Annotated in this window: 17 protein-coding genes; 11 read left to right on the forward strand and 6 right to left on the reverse strand. The window is 42.4% G+C overall.

Annotation, left to right across the window (positions count from 1 at the left end):
- Positions 1-355 precede the first annotated feature (355 nt).
- The 7 genes from ilvG to can all read left to right on the forward strand — a co-directional run bounded on the left by ilvG (position 356) and on the right by can (position 8,807).
- Entirely contained in the window at positions 356-2,005 is a 1,650-nt protein-coding gene (gene ilvG / locus CWC28_RS05560; protein ID WP_063702853.1) for an acetolactate synthase 2 catalytic subunit, read from the forward strand.
- Positions 2,002-2,247 carry an acetolactate synthase 2 small subunit gene (ilvM, locus tag CWC28_RS05565; RefSeq protein WP_054554110.1) on the forward strand — a complete coding sequence of 82 codons (246 nt, stop codon included), beginning with the start codon at positions 2,002-2,004 and terminating at the stop codon, positions 2,245-2,247. The genes ilvG and ilvM overlap by 4 nt, the downstream gene beginning before the upstream one ends.
- A gap of 104 nt (positions 2,248-2,351) precedes the next feature.
- A complete protein-coding gene (gene ilvD / locus CWC28_RS05570; RefSeq protein ID WP_063702851.1) occupies positions 2,352-4,208 on the forward strand; it encodes a dihydroxy-acid dehydratase in 1,857 nt (618 codons plus the stop codon).
- 2 nt (positions 4,209-4,210) lie between these two features.
- On the forward strand, positions 4,211-5,764 hold the full coding sequence (gene ilvA / locus CWC28_RS05575; RefSeq protein ID WP_063702849.1) for a threonine ammonia-lyase, biosynthetic: 1,554 nt from the start codon (positions 4,211-4,213) through the stop codon (positions 5,762-5,764).
- Between the two features lie 128 nt (positions 5,765-5,892).
- Positions 5,893-6,897, forward strand: a complete 1,005-nt coding sequence (locus CWC28_RS05580; RefSeq protein ID WP_171038292.1) for an ABC transporter substrate-binding protein — start codon at positions 5,893-5,895, stop codon at positions 6,895-6,897.
- 50 nt (positions 6,898-6,947) lie between these two features.
- Positions 6,948-8,126, forward strand: coding sequence for a methyltransferase (locus tag CWC28_RS05585; protein WP_063702847.1), 1,179 nt, complete (start codon positions 6,948-6,950; stop codon positions 8,124-8,126).
- Positions 8,127-8,144: 18 nt separating this feature from the next.
- Positions 8,145-8,807, forward strand: coding sequence for a carbonate dehydratase (gene can, locus CWC28_RS05590; protein ID WP_063702845.1), 663 nt, complete (start codon positions 8,145-8,147; stop codon positions 8,805-8,807).
- Positions 8,808-8,852: 45 nt separating this feature from the next.
- On the opposite strand, the gene ubiK is transcribed toward can, so the two are convergent.
- Positions 8,853-9,116, reverse strand: coding sequence for a ubiquinone biosynthesis accessory factor UbiK (ubiK, locus tag CWC28_RS05595; protein WP_036971505.1), 264 nt, complete (start codon positions 9,114-9,116; stop codon positions 8,853-8,855).
- A gap of 111 nt (positions 9,117-9,227) precedes the next feature.
- On the opposite strand from ubiK, the gene rep reads away from it, so the two are divergent.
- The gene (rep, locus tag CWC28_RS05600) at positions 9,228-11,240 is read left to right on the forward strand and encodes a DNA helicase Rep (protein ID WP_063702843.1); all 2,013 of its coding nucleotides are present in this window, start codon (positions 9,228-9,230) and stop codon (positions 11,238-11,240) included.
- Here rep and CWC28_RS05605 read toward each other — a convergent pair.
- From CWC28_RS05605 to elbB, 3 genes are all read right to left on the reverse strand, one after another.
- Positions 11,230-13,794, reverse strand: a complete 2,565-nt coding sequence (locus tag CWC28_RS05605) for a bifunctional diguanylate cyclase/phosphodiesterase (protein ID WP_063702841.1) — start codon at positions 13,792-13,794, stop codon at positions 11,230-11,232. The two genes, rep and CWC28_RS05605, sit on opposite strands and share 11 nt — an antisense overlap.
- A gap of 201 nt (positions 13,795-13,995) precedes the next feature.
- Positions 13,996-14,388 (reverse strand): c-type cytochrome, encoded by a 393-nt coding sequence (locus CWC28_RS05610; RefSeq protein WP_063702839.1) that lies wholly within the window; start codon positions 14,386-14,388, stop codon positions 13,996-13,998.
- A 182-nt stretch (positions 14,389-14,570) separates the two neighbouring features.
- Positions 14,571-15,221, reverse strand: a complete 651-nt coding sequence (gene elbB, locus CWC28_RS05615) for an isoprenoid biosynthesis glyoxalase ElbB (RefSeq protein ID WP_063702837.1) — start codon at positions 15,219-15,221, stop codon at positions 14,571-14,573.
- Between the two features lie 510 nt (positions 15,222-15,731).
- Between elbB and polA the strand changes: the two genes are divergently transcribed.
- Positions 15,732-18,467, forward strand: coding sequence for a DNA polymerase I (gene polA / locus CWC28_RS05620; protein ID WP_063702836.1), 2,736 nt, complete (start codon positions 15,732-15,734; stop codon positions 18,465-18,467).
- Between the two features lie 186 nt (positions 18,468-18,653).
- Here the strand turns inward: polA and CWC28_RS05625 are convergent, their stop codons facing one another.
- Complete coding sequence (locus CWC28_RS05625; protein ID WP_063702834.1) at positions 18,654-19,574, reverse strand: lipase family alpha/beta hydrolase; 921 nt, start codon at positions 19,572-19,574, stop codon at positions 18,654-18,656.
- 424 nt (positions 19,575-19,998) lie between these two features.
- Between CWC28_RS05625 and CWC28_RS05630 the strand changes: the two genes are divergently transcribed.
- Together CWC28_RS05630 and CWC28_RS05635 are read left to right on the forward strand one after the other, a co-directional pair.
- On the forward strand, positions 19,999-20,586 hold the full coding sequence (locus tag CWC28_RS05630; RefSeq protein ID WP_119853893.1) for a YceI family protein: 588 nt from the start codon (positions 19,999-20,001) through the stop codon (positions 20,584-20,586).
- Positions 20,586-21,104, forward strand: a complete 519-nt coding sequence (locus tag CWC28_RS05635; protein ID WP_063702830.1) for a DUF1285 domain-containing protein — start codon at positions 20,586-20,588, stop codon at positions 21,102-21,104. Before CWC28_RS05630 ends, CWC28_RS05635 begins: the two co-directional genes overlap by 1 nt.
- 4 nt (positions 21,105-21,108) lie before the next feature.
- Here CWC28_RS05635 and yihA read toward each other — a convergent pair whose 3' ends face one another.
- Positions 21,109-21,759 carry a ribosome biogenesis GTP-binding protein YihA/YsxC gene (gene yihA / locus CWC28_RS05640; protein WP_063702828.1) on the reverse strand — a complete coding sequence of 217 codons (651 nt, stop codon included), beginning with the start codon at positions 21,757-21,759 and terminating at the stop codon, positions 21,109-21,111.
- Between the last annotated feature and the right edge of the window lie 147 nt (positions 21,760-21,906).

Below are 21,906 nucleotides of genomic sequence, written 5' to 3' on the forward strand. Positions count from 1 at the left end.
TTAATGCTAATTGTTGGATATTTATTTCTTTAAAATCGTTTTTTTGCTTGTTTTTTGAATTGAATTTTATGTTGACTTAACGCCCCCAGCGCGGTACTAATAGAAAAAGACAGCGGGATGGCTAGATTTCCGCTACAAATGAACAGAATTTGGTTACAGATAAATGCTTACTAACAAACTTTCTCTAATTCTAATTAACGTCGTGGTGATTATTATTACCGCGGGGGCTAGTTAGTGCTTAGAGAAAAGTGAAGCATTTAAAAAGCCCCCCGCACTTAACAGTCCGGGGGGCTTTTTTGTTTTAAGGTTTGAGTCGCAGCAAATACACAATGTCACTGAGGAATGAGGATTTACGATGACAGGCGCAGAGTTAACAATCGATTTATTAGCTAAACATGGCGTTAAGGATGTTTTTGGTTACCCGGGCGGTGCCATCATGCCTATTTACGACGCTTTGTACGGTGCGCCAGTCAAACATTATTTGACGCGTCATGAACAAGGAGCGGGTTTTGCTGCTGTAGGGTTTGCCCGTAGCACAGGTAAGTTAGGTGTGTGCTTTGCAACATCAGGCCCAGGTGCGACTAACTTAATAACAGCCCTTGCTGATGCGATGATGGATTCAGTGCCGTTACTTGCAATCACAGGGCAAGTACCTACCGCAGCGATAGGCTCCGACGCCTTTCAGGAAGTGGACGTTCTAGGTATGTCGTTATCATGTACTAAACACAGTTACATGGTTGAAAGAGCTGAAGATTTAGCCGAAATATTACAAGAAGCCATCCACTTAGCGCAAAGCGGCCGCCCAGGTCCAGTGTTAGTTGATATCCCGAAAGACATCCAAATGGCGCAAGTGCCATTCCACCCTTGGTTAGCCGCCGAAGATCATTTACCAAAATTAGACCCAAACCAAGTTGCGATAGCCAATCAAATCTTAAGTGAGGCGCAGCGTCCTGTGGCGTATATCGGTGGTGGTGTACAAGCTGCTGATGCGCAAAACGAGCTTATGCAATTTTTAGAAAAAACACATATGCCAGCGGTATCAACGTTGAAAGCGCTAGGCAGTGTATTACCTGATTATGAATATGATTTGGGTATGCTAGGTATGCATGGCGGTAAAGCGGCTAACTTAGCTGTGCAACAATGTGATGTGCTTGTTTGTATCGGCGCACGTTTTGACGACCGTGTTACTGGCAACTTAAGTAAATTTGCTGCAAAAGCAAAAGTGATACACCTTGATATCGATGCCGCAGAAATTGGTAAACGTAAGCCTGCAAAAGCGTCTTTAGTTGCAGATTTAAAAACCTCATTACCGCAACTTGATTGTTTTGTTACACCAGATGAGTGGTTAACGCACATCGAAAGCATGATGAAAGAGCATGCGTGGCGTTATGACTATCCGGGCGAAAAAGTGTTTGCCCCTTACTTATTAAACCAGCTAAGCCAAAAAATGCCATCAACGGGTGTTGTGTGCTGTGATGTGGGTCAGCACCAAATGTGGGTGGCACAGCACATGAAGTTTAGCCACCCAAGCAACCATTTAAGTAGTGGTGGTGCAGGTACCATGGGCTTTGGTTTACCAGCCGCTATCGGCGCCCAAGTTGCGCGCCCAAATGATTTTGTGATCACGGTGTCGGGTGATGGCTCAATCATGATGAACATTCAAGAACTGGCAACAATTCGCCGTAACAATCTGCCAGTTAAAATTCTAATCCTAGATAACCAGCGCTTGGGCATGGTACGTCAATGGCAGCAGCTATTTTTTGAAGGTCGTTATTCTGAAACAAACCTTTCAGATAATCCTGATTTTGTGCAGTTAGCAGCGGTGTTTGGCATTCCAGGTCAAACCATCACTAAAGCAGATGAAGTCGATGCTGCGGTTGATGCGTTAGTTAATAGTGAAGGTCCATACATTCTTCATGCCTGTATCGATGATAAAGAAAATGTATGGCCGCTTGTACCACCGGGTGCAGCTAATGATGAAATGATGACGGAGACTGTAAAATGAAACACACCCTAACGATTGCACTAAAGAATCAAAGTGTCGCTGTAGAGCGCTTTTTACGCGTTGCACGTCATCGCGGCTTTGACCTAACAACCATGAATTTAGAAATGGCTGATGAAGCGTTTCATGTCACCATGACGGTAGACAGCGATAAGCCAATTTATCTACTAACATCACAGTTAAATAAATTGGTTGATGTGAAACACGTCAATGTTGAAAACCAATTTCAACAACAAGCAATCTAGTAAAAAATCAACAGGTAACTAGAGCAATCAGATTAATGCTTTAGTGAGAAATAAATTAGGAATGAGGAAGTCAGTGGCATGCCACTGCAACAACTGAGGTAATTATGGCTAAATTAAGAAGTGCAACAACAACAGAAGGTCGCAAACGTGCAGGGGCGCGTGCTTTGTGGCGTGCAACAGGGATGACAGATAAAGACTTCGGTAAGCCAATTATCGCTGTTGTTAACTCATATACTCAGTTTGTACCGGGTCACGTTCACCTTAACCAACTTAGTGAGCTGATGGCTGAAACCATCACTGAAGCGGGTGGTGTACCAAAAGAATTTAATACTATTGCAATCGACGATGGTATCGCAATGGGTCATGGTGGCATGCTGTATTCACTACCATCGCGTGACTTAATTGCTGACTCAGTGGAATACATGGTTAATGCACACTGTGCCGATGCTATGATCTGTATTTCTAACTGCGACAAAATCACTCCGGGGATGATGCTAGCTGCACTGCGTTTAAATATTCCGGTTATTTTCGTATCAGGTGGTCCAATGGAAGCGGGTAAAACACGCCTTGCTGATATCGACATTAAACTTGATTTAGTGGATGCCATGGTGAAAGGCGCTGATACCACAGTAAGCGATGAAGACTCAGAAAAAGTAGAGCGCTCTGCGTGTCCTACGTGTGGTTCATGCTCAGGTATGTTCACTGCCAACTCAATGAACTGTTTATTAGAAGCGATTGGTTTAGCACTGCCGGGTAACGGTACCACACTTGCTACACATAAAGACCGTAAACAACTTTACGTTGAAGCAGGTGCGCGTATTGTTGATTTATGCCGAGAGTATTATCAAAAAGACAATGCAGCAGTGTTACCTCGTGCAATTGCTAATCGCACTGCTTTTATGAATGCAATGGTCGTTGATATTGCCATGGGTGGTTCATCAAATACGGTTTTACACTTATTAGCTGCGGCGCAAGAAGCGGGTGTTGATTTTGATATGTCGCACATCGATGAGCTTTCTCGCAAAACACCTTTCCTTTGTAAAGTGGCACCTGCAACCAATAAATATCACATTGAAGATGTGCACCGCGCTGGTGGCATGATGGCAATTATCCGTGAGTTAGGTAAAGCAGGTCTTGTTGATTTATCTGTGGATCACGTTGCAGGCCACAGTATGGCTGAAATGGTGGCTAAATGGGATGCGACCGATCCGAATAATGAAGTGGCGCAAAAATTCTATAAAGCAGGCCCTGCCGGTATCCGTACTACAAAAGCAATGAGCCAAGAGTGCCGCTGGCCAGAACTTGATAATGACCGTGAAAACGGCTGTATCCGCAGTGTTGAAAATGCCTTTCGTCAAGATGGTGGCTTAGCCGTACTTTCAGGTAACTTAGCCCTTGATGGCTGTATTGTTAAAAGTGCCGGTGTAGTTGAAGAAATGCTGCACTTTGAAGGCCCAGCAGTTGTATACGAGTCACAAGATGATTCGGTTGAAGGCATTCTAAACGGTGAAGTAAAAGCCGGTGACGTTGTTGTAATTCGTTACGAAGGACCAAAAGGCGGCCCAGGCATGCAAGAAATGCTGTATCCAACGAGTTACTTGAAATCAATGGGCTTAGGTGAAAAGTGTGCGCTTATCACCGATGGTCGTTTCTCGGGTGGTACATCAGGTTTATCAATTGGTCACGTTTCACCAGAAGCAGCAAGCGGTGGTGCAATCGCCTATGTTGAAAATGGCGATAAGATAGTGATTGATATTGCAACCCGTGAAATCACTTTAGCGCTGTCTGATGAAGAGCTTGAAGCACGTAAACAAAAGCAACTTGCACGTGGTAAAGATGCTTATAAACCACTGGATCGTGACCGTTATGTATCACCAGCACTGAAAGCGTATGCATTACTGGCAACCAGTGCAGATAAAGGGGCAGTGCGCGATTTAGCAAAACTTGAGGAGCTTAGTTAATTATGGTTTCTCAAGAGCTCGATTATTTTCGCGCTATCATCCAAGCGAACATGGAACCGCTTGCAAAAGTTACTGAGGTCAGCGAAATGGCTGATCTTAGTGCACGGCTAGGCAACCATGTGTGGCTAAAGCGTGAAGATCAACAACCGGTTTATTCATTTAAACTTCGCGGTGCTTTTCATAAACTGAGCAAGTTGCCAAAAGGGTCTGATGTGATCACAGCCTCTGCCGGTAACCATGCGCAAGGCGTGGCACTCAGTGCCTCATTTTTAGGGCATAAAGCAACGATTGTGATGCCAGTTACAACACCAGAAATTAAAGTGAATGCAGTACGTTCACTCGGTGGTGAAGTGGTATTACACGGCCATCATTTTGATGCTGCAAAAGCCCATGCTTTAGAGCTGACAGAGCAGCGTAATGGGGTGTTTGTGCCACCGTTTGATGATCCTGATGTCATTGTTGGCCAAGGTACCGTTGCCCGTGAATTAATGCAGCAATTGAACGACCTTGATGCTGTGTTTATTCCTGTTGGCGGTGGTGGCTTACTTGCAGGTATGGCGGTGTACATTAAGTCGTTACGTCCTGATATTAAAGTCATTGGTGTTGAAGCTGACGAGAGTGCCTGCTTAAAAGCAGCACTTGAAGCAGGCAAGCCTGTTGAGCTTGACCGTGTTGGCAGTTTTGCTGATGGTGTCGCAGTAAAAATCATTGGTACTGAGACGTTTCGATTAGCGCAAAAGTTTTGTGATGAAGTGGTCACTGTAACGGGCGATGAAATCTGCGCTGCAATGCAAGATATCTTTGTTTCGACTCGTGCGATAGCTGAACCTTCAGGGGCGCTATCAACAGCAGGGCTGAAAAAGTGGTGCCAACAAAACGGTGTAAAAGGCTTAAACGTTGCTGCGATTTTATCGGGTGCAAACTTAAACTTTGACCGTTTACGTTATGTTGCTGAACGAACCGCACTTGGTGAAAAGAACGAAGCACTCCTCGCTGTGACCATTAAAGAAGAGAAGGGGAGCTTTAAGCAGTTTTGTAACTCATTAGGTGGCAGAGCTATCACCGAGTTTAATTACCGTTATGCAGGTCCTGGCGAAGCACAAATTTTTGTTGGTATTGCCTTAAGACAAGGGCAGCAAGAGCTCGATGAGTTAAAAGCAGCACTGACAGAAAACGACTACACGTTTTGCGATTTATCAGATAACGAGCTGGCTAAATTGCATATTCGTTATATGGTGGGTGGTAAAGCGCCAGCTCAGCTTCATGAGCGTTTATTACGCTTTGAATTTCCTGAATACCCAGGTGCACTGGCACGATTCTTAGATACCCTTGGTAGTAATTGGAATATTACTTTATTCCATTACCGTAACCATGGTGGATCGGTTGGTAATGTGCTGGCGGCCTTTGCTATTGAACCGAGTGATTATGAGGTATTCAATGAGCATTTGAACCGTTTGGGATACAACGTTCAAGATGAAACAAACAACCCATGTTTCACCCAGTTCTTAACTAGCCAAGGTCAAGAACTTAGCGAAGTTAAAGCGGCAAATCAGTAGCTTAATATAATCAAGACTGTTCACTAGCAGTCTTGATTTTTTCTCTATTTTTCCTATAGTTAATGCACGGTTTCAAGCAAGGATGATGCGTGCAAGGTATAAAAAGCCTACTAGGGTTAATCTGTTTAATGCTTTCTATGAGCGCACAGTGTGCTGATAAAGTTAGCTTACAGTTAAAATGGACTCACCAGTTTCAATTTGCAGGCTATTATATGGCTGCAGAAAAAGGCTTTTATAAGGAGGCAGGCCTTGATGTCTCTATTATTCCTGCTGATCCAAACCATCCAGATACCTTCCCTAAAGTACTAAGCGGTAAAGCCGACTTTGCCATTACTCACTCAGGCATATTACAAAAGCGTCAGCAAGGCGCTCCGGTTGTCGCCCTAGGAGCCATACTGCAGTTTTCGCCTTACTGCTGGATGGTAAAAAATAACTCAGATATTTTTCAGCCTAGAGACTTTGCTGGTAAGAAGCTAAGTAAAATCGGTTCAATAGAAAATGCTGAGTTACTGGTGATGTTACAGCGTGCAGGACTGAGCCTAGAAAGCTTGATGGCAGCTAGCCATGAAGGCGGCGTTAAAGAGTGGCTTGCCGGTGATTTAGATGCGGTGCAAGTGTATGTCACCAATGAGCCTTACACGATGACATTACAAGGAGCCGGTCACCGACTCATTTGCCCGCAAAAGTTTGGTTTGAATGTGTATGGCGATATTTTATATACCTCAGAGCAATTTTTAGCGAAAAAGCCTGAGGTTGTAGAACGCTTTTATCGTGCAACCCTAAAAGGGTGGCGGTATGCCTTATTACACTTAGAAGAAAGCATTGATGTGACCAAGCAGCATTATGCCAGCCATAAAAGCGTACAAGAGCTGGCCTACGAAGCCCATGTTTTGGCAAGCTACATTCAACCTCCGGGCATTAATCTTGGCAATATGTCGATGGCAAAGTGGCGCTTGATTGCAGATTTATATGGCTTAGATCAGGATGAATTTGATCAGGCTTTTGATGGCTTTATGTATGATCAACAGCAAACAGAAGGCATTGAATTATCGTGGATGCTGATCCTTGCCATCATCTTAAGTATTGCGTGTGTGCCATTGTACATTCGTTTGATCAGCAGTAACCGACGTTAAATAAGATAAAAACTGTTATACTGCTTTTTATTTCTTGTCGCTAAGTAGTTATGACACTTGCCGAGCACTTTGCAGCTTTAGATGCACTGCTATTTTCAACCCGCCAATACTGGCAATGTACCGCATTTGATTTTGATGATCTTCCCTGGCCTGAATTAGCCGATTTATTATGGGCGCTTGATGACCAACAAGTGAGTGAGCTTGATGCCGATCAGCAGGCCTTATATCGTTATTTTGCTGAGGTAATTGAGGGTATCGACCAGTTGGCTCAGCTTTGTGAGTTACCAGCTATCAATTTAGCACGTACAGAATTTCCGTTTTGGATAAGTAATGGCATTAAAGGTCGTAAATTTGAGCAACTACAAGACTTTGTTGCGGCGATTAGTCAGCAGTCATTAAACCAGCCTGTTTTAGAGTGGTGCGCAGGTAAAGGGCATTTAGGGCGTATGTTGGCATTCAATGGAGCGCCACGTGTACATAGCATTGAGCTGCAACAACACTTGTGCGACCAAGGTCAACACAGTGCAACACAACAGCAATTGGCGATGCAGTTTTCACAAGCTGATGTATTAACCGATGACACTGATGACTTTTTTGAAAGCCAGCAGCATGCAGTTGCTTTACATGCCTGTGGTCGTTTACATCAAACATTTATGCAGCAAGCAAGCAAAGCGAAAACTCAGCAAATCAGTTTTTCACCATGCTGTTATCATTTATTCACAGATAACGCTTATCAAGCAATGAGCGAGCCTGCCAAGCAAAGCCAACTTGCGCTAACTCATCGCGATTTAAAACTGGCGCTGCAAGAAACCGTAACGGCACCGAGTCGAGTTGATAAGGTCAGAAAAACAGAAGTTGAATGGCGTCTTGGATTTGATGCGTTACGTAAAACATTGACCGGTGAAATGCACTATGTGAGTGTGCCATCAGTGAACAAAGCGATCTTCTCTGATTCTTTTGGCTCATTTTGTTTTTGGGCTGCTGAGAAGAAATCATTAAATTTACCGGAAGGCATTGATTACAATAAATTTTTAGAGATAGGTAAAAAGCGCAAAAGGGTTACTGAGCGAGTTGAACTCGTCCGACATGTGTTCAGAAGGGCAATTGAAGTTTGGCTCGTGCTCGATCGTGCTTTATATTTGCAACAACAAGGGTATCAAGTAACGGTTAGTACGTTTTGCGAAAAGCAGCTGACACCAAGGAATATCTTGATCCAAGCTAATTATTAAAAACCGTAAAGAGGCGCAATGAGAAAGTTAAAAAATTTATTCGAAAATAATAGACGTTGGGCAGCGCGTACGAGTGAAAATGATCCTGAGTTTTTTAAAATTCTATCAATGCAGCAAAATCCAGAGTACTTGTGGATCGGTTGTTCTGACTCGCGTGTACCTGCAAACGAAATCGTAGACTTATTACCGGGTGAGCTATTTGTTCACCGTAACGTGGCAAATGTTGTTGTTCATACTGATCATAACTGTCTTTCAGTAATGCAATACGCTGTTGAAGTGCTTAAAGTGAAGCACATCATGGTCGTTGGTCACTATGGCTGTGGTGGTGTTCAAGCAGTATTAAACGAAGCGCGTTTTGGTTTAATTGATAACTGGTTACGCCATGTAGGTGATGTAAAAGAAAAACACATCGAACAGCTTAATGCATTACCTGAAAAAGAGCGTTTAAACAGTTTGATCGAATTAAACGTTATTGAACAAGTACGTAACGTGTGCCGTACCAACATTGTGCAAGACGCTTGGGCGAAAGGCCAAGAGTTAACAATTCATGGTTGGGTGTATGGCTTAGCGAATGGTCACCTTAATGACTTAGAGTCGGTTGTGACCTGTGCAGAAGAAGCAAGTGATACTTATGGCACGGCAGTTAAGCGTGTATTTGAACGTATTGCTGAAAAAAGCTAATTCCGAAGTAGATTGAAAAAAGGAGAGCTAATTCGCTCTCCTTTTTTATTGTTCGTCTTGTTTGCTAGCAAGTTGCTGCTCAAGTAAAGCCACTTTCTCTTCAAGCTCAGTGAGTTTTTCACGAGTACGAATAAGTACTTGGCTTTGAATATCAAACTCATCACGGCTTACAAAGTCCATCTCAGCAAGTTTGTTTTGAATAGCTTGCTTAGTTTTGCCTTCAATTGTATCAGCAAGGTTTTTTACGCCTTGTGGCATGTTATCAGTAATTTGCTTAGCGATTTCTTCAAGTTTTGCTGGGTTGATCATCTTCGTCCCTTGAGTCACGTAAAAAAACAATCTTACCTTATTGGCTAGGCGTAGTGTAGTGATTACGGTAAAATTGCCCGTCCTGTCTTTGGATAATTTCTTTAGGGGCTTATGAAACTCAACCCAAAACAAGATGAAGCGGTAAAGTATATCAGTGGACCGTGTCTGGTATTAGCCGGTGCGGGCTCTGGTAAAACGCGTGTTATTACCAATAAAATCGCTTACTTAGTGCAAAAGTGTGAGTATCAAGCGCGCAATATTGCGGCGGTAACCTTTACCAATAAAGCTGCAAAAGAAATGCGCGAGCGTGTTACGCAAACACTCGGCAAGCAAGAGTCGAAAGGCTTATGGGTTTCAACGTTTCATACCCTTGGGCTTGAGATCATCAAAAAAGAGTTAACGACACTAGGTTTTAAACCCGGTTTTTCGTTGTTTGATGATCAAGATACCAACCAGTTACTAGCCGAGCTGACCGAAGAAGAACTAAAAAAAGACAAAGACTTACTCAACCTATTAAAAATGCAAATAGGTAACTGGAAGAACGAATTGATTCTACCAGAGCGTGCCGTTCGTGAAGCCCGTGAGCCGCAAAAAGCCTTATTTGCTCAGCTGTATGCGCGTTATCAAAATCAACTACGTGCTTATAATGCCCTTGATTTTGATGATCTGATCATGATCCCTACTTTGTTACTAAGCCAAAACGCCACAGCGCGTGAGCGTTGGCAACAGCGTTTTCGTTACTTGCTGGTGGATGAGTATCAAGATACCAACACCAGTCAGTATCAGCTGGTTAAGCTATTAGTGGGTGAGCGAGCTCGTTTTACCGTGGTAGGTGATGACGACCAATCTATTTACTCTTGGCGTGGTGCTAAGCCACAAAATCTTGTGCTATTGAGTAAAGATTTTCCGGGCTTACGTTTAATTAAGCTTGAGCAAAATTACCGAAGTGCTGGACGAATTCTTAAAGCGGCAAATATTTTAATTGCCAACAACCCTCACGAGTTTGATAAAAAACTATTCAGTGAGCTTGGCTATGGTGAGCCTATCAAAGTGATTGGTTGTCGTGATGAAGAGCATGAATCTGAGCGAGTGGTCGCAGAAATCATTTCTCATAAATTCATGAAGCGCACCAGCTATAAAGATTACGCGATTCTATATCGTGGTAATCACCAAGCGCGGGTGTTTGAAAAAGCACTTATGAGCAACCGTATTCCTTATAAGATCAGCGGCGGCATGTCATTTTTCTCGCGTTCAGAAATTAAAGATATCATGGCGTATTTACGCCTATTGGTGAACCAAGATGACGACAATGCCTTTTTACGTATTGTTAATACGCCACGTCGTGAAATTGGTACGGTCACTTTGGAAAAGTTAGGTACGCTTGCTAATGAAAAGCACATCAGTTTATTTGCAGCCTGTTTTGAACCTGAACTTGCACACCGCTTAAAAGGCCGTGGTTTTAATGCCTTAGCTGGCTTTGCTCGTTGGGTGGTTGAGCTTTCTGATAATGCGGTACGCGGCGATACCCTTGAAGCTGTGAAAGAGTTAGTTAGGCAAATTAACTACGAAGCTTACCTATATGAGTCATCACCGAGTGCAAAAGCCGCTGAAATGCGCATGAAAAACGTGTCAGAGCTTTATCGTTGGATCACCGACATGCTAACAGGGGATGCAGATAATCCACCGCTGAACCTTGCTGAAGTGGTCAGTAAACTGACCCTGCGCGATATGCTTGAGCGTAACGAAGAAGAAGACGAATCTGACGCGGTACAATTACTAACGCTGCATGCGTCAAAAGGCTTGGAGTATCCGTATGTGTTTATGGTTGGCATGGAAGAAGGTCTATTACCACACCAAGTCAGTATCGATGAAGATAACGTTGAAGAAGAGCGTCGTCTCGCTTATGTAGGTATAACGCGTGCTCAGCAAGAGTTGGTAATGACCTATGCTAAGTTACGTCGTCAATTTGGTGAAACGTCAGATACTGAGCTCAGTCGTTTTGTGCAAGAGTTACCACAAGATGACTTAGCCTTTGAAGCGAAAAAGCCACCGTCTTCACAGGCTGAGCGTATGGAAAAAGGCCAAGCCCGTGTAGCTAACTTAAGAGCGATGCTTAAGAAGTAATAAATTGTGCGCTTGGTGCTTCGTGTTCGAAGGGCGCCAGCGCATGTTGCTTACCAATAAACAACGACAATCCGTGCTTATCGAGTAATGTGCGGTAGTTAAAAATCGACGGGCCTTTCGCGATTACTTGGATATTTTGCAGCTTAGTAATCGCTAGTACACCTTGCAATTGTAAGTGATAGTTTTCTTGCTGTAGTACACGCTTACTGAACGTTGAACTTAATAACAAGTAATCGAATTGGAACTCAGTTAGTAAGTTTAACTCACAGCGATCTTTGGCAAACTCATTCAAACCAATTGAAAACCCTTGAGCGACCAGGTTTTTTAAATTTTCAATTTGCACCGCTGATGCGTAACGAATTTCTTGTTCGTTGAATAATAGACACATTCTATTTGCATCATGGGCTTTTAATAACTTACACAGTGCTTGAAAATTAATACGCTCTAGCACTAATCCAGAACAAGGAAACAGGACTTTTTCGAGTTTGCTGTTGCTTGCTAGGGTAAAGGCTTGTTTCAGTAGGCTGAGTTCAACTTCAAAGTGCTGAACTCTATCGGTCGCAAACTTCTTGAGCACTTCAAAGCTGGTGCTGCCAAGTACAGGGTGCTCGCCAAATGCTTCGAGTAAAGATTCTTCGCGAGTTTGCTCATCCAAGGTAATGATTTCGGCACTTCTAAAGTGCATAGGCAAATCATCTAAGTGATGCATATTGTCAGCATCATGCTGGACATTGCTTGCATTAAGCAGCGGATGGAAACATTCAAAGCGATTACGGCCTGCATTTTTCGCGTAATACATGGCGGCGTCGGCATCGCGAATAATTTCATCGGTGTGCTTGTAGCTTGGTTTCGAGTAGGTAATACCGATACTGGCGCCACTTTGTATGCACTGACCTTTCATACAGAAAGGTTTTCTCATTATTTCGATGATACGCTTAGCAACATCTTGGGCTTGCTGTTGCTCAGTTAAGTGAGTTAGCAACACCACAAATTCATCACCACCTAAGCGCGCGAGTAGGTCGTGCTCACGAATACAATGCGAGAAAGACTCGGCAACACCAATTAAAAATTGATCGCCTGCTTGGTGACCAAGGTGATCGTTGATGTCTTTAAATTTATCGAGGTCAATAAATAACACTGCAAACTGCTGCTCTGGGTAGCGCTGGTAATGCTGCAATGTTTTTTCAAGTTGAGTTAAGAATAAACTGCGATTCGGTAAACTCGTCAGTGAGTCATGGTGTGCATCGTGATACAGCTGTTGTTCTATTTTTTTACGCTCTTCAATTTGCATTTGCAGATGCATATTGGCTTGGCGAAGTTCTTTGGTTTTTTCAGTAACACGATGCTCAAGTTTTTGGTGACTAAGTTTTAACTCTTGGTTGGCCAAGTGGGTTTGAATAACGTTAGCTATCTGATGCGAGACAAAGGTGATTAACTCACAGTCATCCTGACTAAACTCATGCTTATTATTGTAAGCTTGGCAAACAATGAGACCGATAACACCTTGCGAAGTTTTCAGCGGCGCGCCTAACCAACTCGTGGCGGTACGCTCTGGTGGTACATTAACAGGCCTTTCTACTACGCCTAACTTGATAAGTTCTTTTGCTCTTTCACTGTCTATGACTTGGCACTTTTCAGTGCTGAGCACCAGTTCACTGTAACCTTTAGCGAAAGGCCGCGGCAGAGCATTATCATTAAATTCATCGACGCAGTAAGGAAAACTCAGCCAGTGCGATTGTTCATCGTATAGGGCAATGTATAAGTTATCTGCATAGGTAATGGTTTTTATAATGTTATGGACATGCTGATATACATCGTCGAGGTTTTTACTTTGTGTTGCTAGCTCCGAGATTTTGAACAGGATTTGCTGGCGGTCGAGGGCATTTTTACGTTGTTGAATTTCGTCGTTTAAAGCTTGGTTGCTTTGTGTCAGAGCACGGGTGCGAATTTTAACTTCAGACTCAAGCAGCTCACGTTTTTTAACTCGTTCAATCGCTGTTGCCAAATATAATGACATCGCTTCTAGCAATTCAATTTGCTGCTCTGAATAGCCTTGTTTTTTGTCGTAACTTTGCGCGACCATGACGCCAATAATGACTTGCTCACGGTAAACGGGCACGCCAACCCAATGCTCGGCAGGTGTACCAAACGCTTTAAATAAACCTTGTTCTAGTGCTTGCTCTGTTTGCTGTTTGGTAAAGTAGCTGGTTTTACCGTGCTTAAATACATAACCCGTAAGGCCTTCTTTAAAGTACTGCTCATATTTTAACGGTACTGAAAGGCCATCTTTTTCATCGGCAAAGTAAGATAACTCAAGGTTATCGTAAACCGGGTTATGTAACACAACGAAGAAGTTTCTGCTCGGAATGTAGTCTTGCAGAATGTTATGAATAGCAGGGTAGAGTAGGGTTAATTCGGCAACAGTGCTTGCTTGCTCTGATAATTGTAAAAGAGCATGTTGCAAGTGATGTGATTGCTTATACTTTTGTAAAAGCGATTTTAAGCGAGCATTTTTTCGCTCTAGCTTATCAATGTGTGTTGCTGAATCTTCCAATGATTTAGAACCAGATCTTATTATTGTTTAAATTTCGTCCTTTATAGTTCCACTTTTTTATTAGATCGTCAAGTAACAGGTGTTAACAAAATAGTAATTTATGATGGGGTTAATTTGGCTACAGCCTTAGCCTAGCGGTTAAAAACAGGCACAAAAAAAGGGCTTAATAAAATTAAGCCCTTAGTATTAGTTTTTAGACTGTTACTTGCTAGTCATGAAATCGATAGCAGCGCTGATTTCATCTTCAGAACAATCCATACACGTACCTTTAGGAGGCATCGCGTTGAAACCGTTAAGCGCGTGGTTTAAAAGTGTATCTTTACCTTTAGCGATACGAGGAGCCCAATCATCAGCTGATTTAGGTGCACCTAGTGCGCCAGTACCATGACATGCAAAACATGCTGCTTGGTAAACTTGTTCACCAGAACGAGGACCTGTAGGTTCAGCAGCGGCCGCAGCTTTATCACCTTCTAGATATACAGAACCAATTGGCGCTAGACGCTTTTTAATTGCGTCTTCAGTCAAAGAGTTGTCATATGCTTGTGCATATGCCGTTGTTGCTAGCAGTAATAATGCAGCTGATAGTTTTTTCATTTTGCCTTGCTCACTTCGATTTGAACGTGATCAATCACGATATCTGACGGAAATTAGAACGATTATAACGCTAAGCCACAATTTATAAAATGATCTAAAAGGCTTTTTCTTGAGAAAAACCGTCATTTTTTTGCGTTAGCGCAAGAAAAGCCTGCATTAGTAGCTGGCTTTTTGCCCGATGATTAAGCGAGTTCTAACACTTTGTTGACTAATTTTTCGATACCTGCGTCAGCATCTAAAATGCTTTGTGCCAACATATAAGCAGGGGTTGTGACGACTTTATGCTGCTGATCAACAACAACATCATTCACTGCACAGTTTTGATGTGCACCGCCTAGCTGCTCGATTGCTGCTGCTGTATCTGCGTCGTTACCAATGGTGGTTTTGACACCCTTGCCATAAATAAGTGGCAGCATGGCAGGGGCAATGCAAATATACCCAGCCGCTTTATTGGCATCGACAAAGGCTTTAGCAGTGGTAAGTACATCACTTTGAACTTGGGCATCTGCGCCTTTAACGGCAAAATCTGATAGGTTTTTCGCGGCCCCAAAGCCACCTGGTACGATCAAGGCGTCGAACTCATTCACATCTAGCTCTGTAAGGGCTTTAATTTCACCACGAGCAATACGCGCAGCTTCAACTAACACATTACGGTTAGGTGTCATTTCTTCACCGGTTAAGTGATTAATGGTGTGCATTTGTTCGATATCGGGTGCAAAGCATTCATAGCTCGCGCCAGCTTTTGCGATATGTAATAAGGTTAATACAGCTTCGTTGATTTCGGCGCCGTCATAAACACCGCAACCTGCTAAAATTACAGCAACTTTTTTCATTTTAGAACTCTCCTTAATGCGACTTGCTTTAGTTTAACAAGGATACGAGTCAGCCTACAAAATAAAAAATTTCGCCGCTTAATAACTCGCAAAGCATGATGAATAGCTGTTTATGCCTTTTTCTAAATTACTAACGAAAAAAAAAGTATAAAGGATCGCTATGATCTTTGATCCATTATGCTAGAATACTCCTCCGGTTATGAAAAGGGATGTTAATTCGGTTTCGAATAAGCAAAAGGTTATCGCTGCTAAAACCGTTTTCCACATCGGACAAAAATAATAAAAAAAGAACGTCGTAATATCTTTTTTAAATCAAAACATGAACTTATTAAAATTTCCTAAATGTTTTTACATTTCGGGAGGTTTATCTGTGTTTGTTATCTACAAAGTTATCCACAGCTTGCTATTGAAGAAACAATTATTGGTTAATAATTCACAGTCGTTTTCTTTAAAGCCTTATGGCATGCTTACAAACAATTTAATGTTATTCAATTAGGATCCAATTTCACCATGGCTCAGATCCCTGAAAATCCACTTATTCTTGTAGATGGTTCTTCGTATTTATTCCGTGCATATCATTCGCCACCGCACCTAACTAATTCAAAAGGTGAAGCGACAGGCGCAATCTATGGCGTAGTGAATATGCTTAAGAGTTTGATCAAGCAATATGATCCGTCACATATGGTGGTGGTCTTTGATGCCAAAGGTAAAACCTTCAGAAATGACATGTACAGCGAATACAAAGCGAATCGTCCACCTATGCCGGATGACTTACGCACACAGATCGCACCACTGCATAACATTATTAAAGCAATGGGCTTCCCGCTGATTAGTATTGAAGGTGTTGAAGCTGATGATGTTATTGGTACCTTTGCGCGTATTGCTTCAGAGCAGCAACGTCATGTACTGATCTCGACTGGCGATAAAGATATGGCGCAACTTGTTAATGAACATGTCACGCTGATCAACACCATGACAGATAGCATTTCAGATCCTGAAACCGTGGTTGAAAAATTTGGCGTTGGCCCTGAGCTGATCATTGATTACTTAGCTTTAATGGGTGACAAAGTCGATAACATCCCTGGTGTTGATGGTTGTGGTCCTAAAACAGCGGTGAAATGGCTACAAAAATATGGATCATTACAAGGTGTAATGGACCATGCTGGTGAGATCAAAGGTAAGATTGGTGAAAAACTTGCCGCAGCGCTGGATCATCTGCCACTTAGCTATGAATTAGCAACAATTAAGTGTGATGTTGAGGTTGAGTCAGATCTTGAAACCTTTAAGTTGCAAGAGCCTAACCGTGATGAACTGATTGCACTTTATGGGGAATGTGAGTTCCGTCGTTGGTTAGCTGAGCTACTTGATAATCCTAAAGATGCTGACACGCATTTAGATGTGCCAACAGAAGCAAATGAACTACCAAAAGTCGCTGATGCGCATTACGAAACGATTTTAACCGAAGAGCAACTTGATACCTTAGTGGCGCAGTTAAACGACGCAGAATTATTTGCTTTTGATACTGAAACAACCAGCCTTGATTATATGCAAGCACAATTGGTTGGTATGAGCTTTGCGGTAAAAGCGGGTGAAGCGGCTTATATTCCTGTTGCTCATGATTACCCGGATGCGCCTGAGCAATTAAGCCTAGAAACGGTAATGGCAAAAATTGGCCCAATTTTAGCGGACGAAAATAAAGCGAAAGTTGGGCAAAACCTTAAGTACGATAAAAGCGTATTAGCGAATGCTGGCTTTGAGTTAAAAGGTATTAAATACGACACTATGCTGGAGTCGTATGTCTTTAATAGTGTAGGCAGCCGCCATGATATGGACTCGTTGGCACTGAAATACCTTGGTCACAAAAATATCAGCTTTGAAGATATTGCTGGTAAAGGTAAGAAGCAGTTAACCTTTAATCAAATTGAGCTAGAAAAAGCTGCGCCTTATGCTGCTGAAGATGCAGATATAACACTTCGTCTTCACCAAGTGTTATGGCCAAAAATTGATGCTGATAGCCAGTTGAAGTCAGTATTCGAAGATATTGAGTTACCACTTGTCACAGTGCTTTCTGATATTGAGCGTACTGGTGTTGCAATTGATAGCAACATGCTGGCTGCTCACAGCCAACGTTTAGGCGAACGCCTGTTAGAGCTTGAGCAAGAAGCCTATGATATGGCTGGTGAAAAGTTTAACTTAGGTTCACCTAAGCAGCTGCAAGTTATTTTATTTGAAAAGCTTGAGCTGCCTGTTATCAAGAAAACACCTAAGGGTGCACCTTCGACGGCAGAAGAAGTATTGCAAGAACTTGCTCATGATTATCCATTACCAAAAGTGATTATTGAGCACCGTGGTTTATCTAAACTTAAATCAACCTACACAGATAAACTTCCGCTGATGGTTAATGAGCGCACGAAGCGAGTGCATACTTCTTATCATCAAGCAGTAACGGCAACGGGGCGTTTAAGTTCAACGGATCCTAACTTACAGAATATTCCAATTCGTTCAGAAGAAGGTCGTCGTATTCGTGAAGCCTTTATTGCTGCACCAGGCCATAAAATTGTGGCTGCCGATTACAGCCAAATTGAATTACGTATCATGGCGCACTTATCACAAGATAAAGGCCTACTTACTGCGTTTGCGAATGGTTTAGATGTACACAGTGCAACAGCGGCAGAAGTCTTCGGGGTTAGCCTTGAAGAGGTTACCAGCGATATGCGTCGTAAAGCGAAAGCAGTTAACTTTGGTTTAATTTATGGCATGTCGGCGTTTGGTTTATCACGTCAATTAGACGTACCACGTCATGAAGCACAGCATTATATTGATAAATACTTCGAGCGTTTCCCTGGCGTACTTGAGTACATGGAAACAACCCGTGAAAAAGCGGCTGATAAAGGCTATGTAGAAACGATTTTTGGTCGTCGTTTACATTTACCAGAAATCAATGCCCGTAACGGTGCTCGTCGTAAAGCTGCTGAGCGTGCTGCGATAAACGCGCCAATGCAAGGTACTGCTGCTGATATCATCAAAAAAGCGATGCTAAAAGTTCATCAGTGGGTGAATGCGCAAGCTGAAGGTTCAGTGAAGTTGCTTATGCAAGTGCACGATGAATTAGTGTTCGAAATTAAAGAAGAGTGTGTTGACGACTATAAAGCTGAAATTTGTAAGCTAATGTCAGAAGCCGCGACTCTTGATGTGCCTCTGATTGTTGAAGCCGACAGCGGTGACAACTGGCAACAGGCGCACTAATAGTCGCGAAAAAATGAAAGCTGTCAGCTATCAGCTTAAAAGTTAGCGAGTTACAAGGGGAAAGAGTAAAGTTAGTGAGTTACTTGACGCGCAAGCTAAGTCATTTAGGCTTGCTAACTTGCTAACTTGCTAACTTGCTAACTTGCTAACTTGCTAACTTGCTAACTTGCTAACTTGCTAACTTGTTTATAATCCCAACTCCTGCAACCGCTTTACGTGTTGACGATAAAGCTCAATAGGGTCAACTTCGCGAAAATTGTGTAAACCAATGAACTGATTAATCTCATCTAAGTGGTTCATGTCATAATTATCTTTAATTACGTGGCCTAAATGGCTGCTGCAGCGTGATATTAGGCCATCATCTTTGCCTAAAATAAGTAATGAACCGAGCAGCATGGGCAAATCGGTGGGATCCAGTATATTACTAAGTGCTGCTGTACCACTCCACGAAAAATAGTACACGCCATTTTCGGCAACTAACTGACCTTGATCGCACTTATTTTCTGGTAAACCTTCAGGGTATTTTTGATTAAATACGTCAGCGCCCTGTGTACTTAAGCTACTTAAAGCACCGAGTGTATCTTGCGGTAATTGGCTGTGGCCTGAGAGCAGTGAAATAACCCCACCAACCCCATCAAATATGAACCGCGCGGTATGTTCAGCTTGAGAGTTCGCAGGTAGCTTTTGACTAATTAGATCAATAATGCCACTGCCATAGTTTGCACCGCCAATACTGGTTACTGAGGCAATCAGATCAGGTCTGACAGATGCAACGTAGCGCACTGTTTGCGCGCCTTGGCTGTGACCAATCAAGTTTACTTTATTGGCGCCTGTCAGTGCTAAAATTGCTTTTACGTGAGTGAGTAATTGTTCGCCCCGGACCTCAGAGCTATTAATAGCAGAGACCGCCGGCGTAAACACCAAGGTACCATCTTGGCTAAGGCTTTCAGCAATATTATAAAAATAATCGAGGCCGAGTAGGTTATCGAATCCCATTAACCCATGAACTAAAACTACCGGGTATTGTGTCGTTGTTTTTTTGGCATGGCAGTAGGGAGTTATTAAAAAAAGTAAGGTAGCAAATAAAATTAAGGGGATTTTTTTCATACCTTTTACTCTTCTACTGCAATTTTTATCACTAACAAGCCTTAAAAAAGCCTGATTTTTGCGTGCTGTTGATTCACTTTACCCTAAATATTGGCTTGCTGTAATGTTAATTTTAGGTAAACAAGAAAAGATGGTTTTAGTGATTCGTTATTTGTTTATCAATTTGTGTTGTTTCTGCGGCTCGGCAATTTATTTTTAATCTGGTATTTGTTAAAGTCCGCGCCGTCCTCATCCTGTAGGACATCCTGTTGATGATGCATCTGAAAGGATGCAACGTATTGATAGCTTCTCCCCAGTTTGCTATACCGACTCACTCCTTGTTGAGTGAGTCGCTTTTTCTTTCTCTTATCATACAATTCATTGCACAAATTAACGCAAGTGATACCATCAAAGTGATTCTTATTTACTTTCGAAGGAATGCGTTATGTTTAAATCTATGGCAATTGCTGCCTTTTCATTATCGAGTATTTTAGTTGCCCCTTTAGCCAGCGCAAACTGGCAAGTTAATAATGAGCAAAGCAATGTGAGCTTTGTGTCTATCAAAAAGAATTCAGTTGCAGAAGCGCATCATTTCAAAAACGTGTCGGGTACACTTAACGAACAAGGTCAATTTAAGTTAATGATCGATCTGACATCGGTTGAAACCCTGATCCCTATCCGTAATGAGCGCATGACGAAATTGTTGTTCGAAACAGCTAAATTTCCTAATGCAGTGTTAACTGCGGATTTAAGCAAAGCGCTGTTAACGCTAAAACCTGGTCAACATGTGCTTAAAGGTTTGAAAGCTGAATTAGATTTTCACGGCAACAAGAAAGAGCTAACAATAGATGTGCTTGCCAATATGTCACCGAAAGGCGATGTGACTGTTTCATCGTTTACGCCGGTGATTATTAATGCAAGTGACTTCAAAGTAACAGAAGGTATTAGTGAGTTACAAAAACTTGCGGGTTTACCATCAATTGCGACAGCTGTACCTGTAACATTTTCTTTGACGCTAGATAAAGAAAAGTAATGCAATCACTTGCCGAATTAGAAGCCGCACTTCAAGCGCCCGATAAACCTTTTGATCAATGGCAACCACAAAATTGTGGGCAATTGCCAATAACGATTGATGCGCAAGGGCTGTGGTTTTATGCCGGCAGTGAAATAAAGCGCGAGGCAATGGTAAAACTCTTTGCCTCTGTGCTTTGCAAAGAAGCCGATAGTTACTTTTTAAAAACACCTGTTGAGAAAATGGCAATCACCGTCATTGATGTGCCTTTTATTATTGTTGATTGGCGCTTTGAAGAGACAGAGCAAGGCCGTGCACTTTGTTGTGTCGATAATTTACAGCGTGCATGGTTGGTATCAGCAAAGCAACCACTATTACTAAGAGAATTTGAGGGGGTTAGTGTGCCTTATCTTCAATTAGCGCATGGCTTGGCTGCGAGGGTATCGAGAAATGTTTATTATCAGTGGGCTGAAATAGCCTGCTCAGACGAGCAGGGCTACTATATAGAATCATTAGCCAAGCGTTATTACTTGGCCTAAGCGATTAAGCTTCTGGTTGTTCGTCATCAGACTCAGGTGCTTCAACTTCAATAGGCCCTAAGAACCACTCATCGAGCTTTTTAGCAACTTCTGGTAAACCTGTGCCTTTTAGTGAAGAGAAGGCATGTACAGTAATATCACCCTCTAAGTTACTTAACTCACGGCGAACCTGTAAAACTTGTGCTTTACGCGCACCTTGTTTGAGCTTGTCGGCTTTAGTTAAAAGTGCAAGCACAGGTATTTCACTGCCCACAGCCCAATCGATTAAGTCACGGTCTAAATCTTTTAACGGATGACGAATATCCATTAAAACAACGATACCTTTTAAGCTTTGACGCTTTTGTAAGTATTCACCTAGCGATTTTTGCCATTTCTTTTTCATTTCGATAGGCACTTTCGCAAAACCATAACCCGGTAAGTCGATAAGGCGTTTGTCGGCATCTAGCTCAAACGTATTGATCAACTGAGTACGACCTGGTGTTTTAGAGGTACGTGCTAATTTTTGATCTGTTAACGTATTTAGGGCACTTGATTTACCCGCATTAGAGCGACCAGCAAACGCGACTTCAATCCCCGTATCAGCAGGTAAGCGTGAGATATCAGGTGCGCTGGTAACAAAGGACGCAGTATTGTATTTGATACGAGATTTGAGCACAGGCTCTCCTAGTCTTTTATAAATAATAACGAACAGTGGCTAATTTCCACTTAAGGCACGTATTTTATACTATTAAAGCAGCATTCAAAAGCGTATTTAAGCGTGCTAAATTGGCTTTGAATTAGGAAAATTACTAGGTAGAAACTT

It is taken from the genome of Pseudoalteromonas sp. S4492 (assembly GCF_005886115.1).
GTDB classification, from domain to species: Bacteria; Pseudomonadota; Gammaproteobacteria; order Enterobacterales; family Alteromonadaceae; genus Pseudoalteromonas; species Pseudoalteromonas gelatinilytica.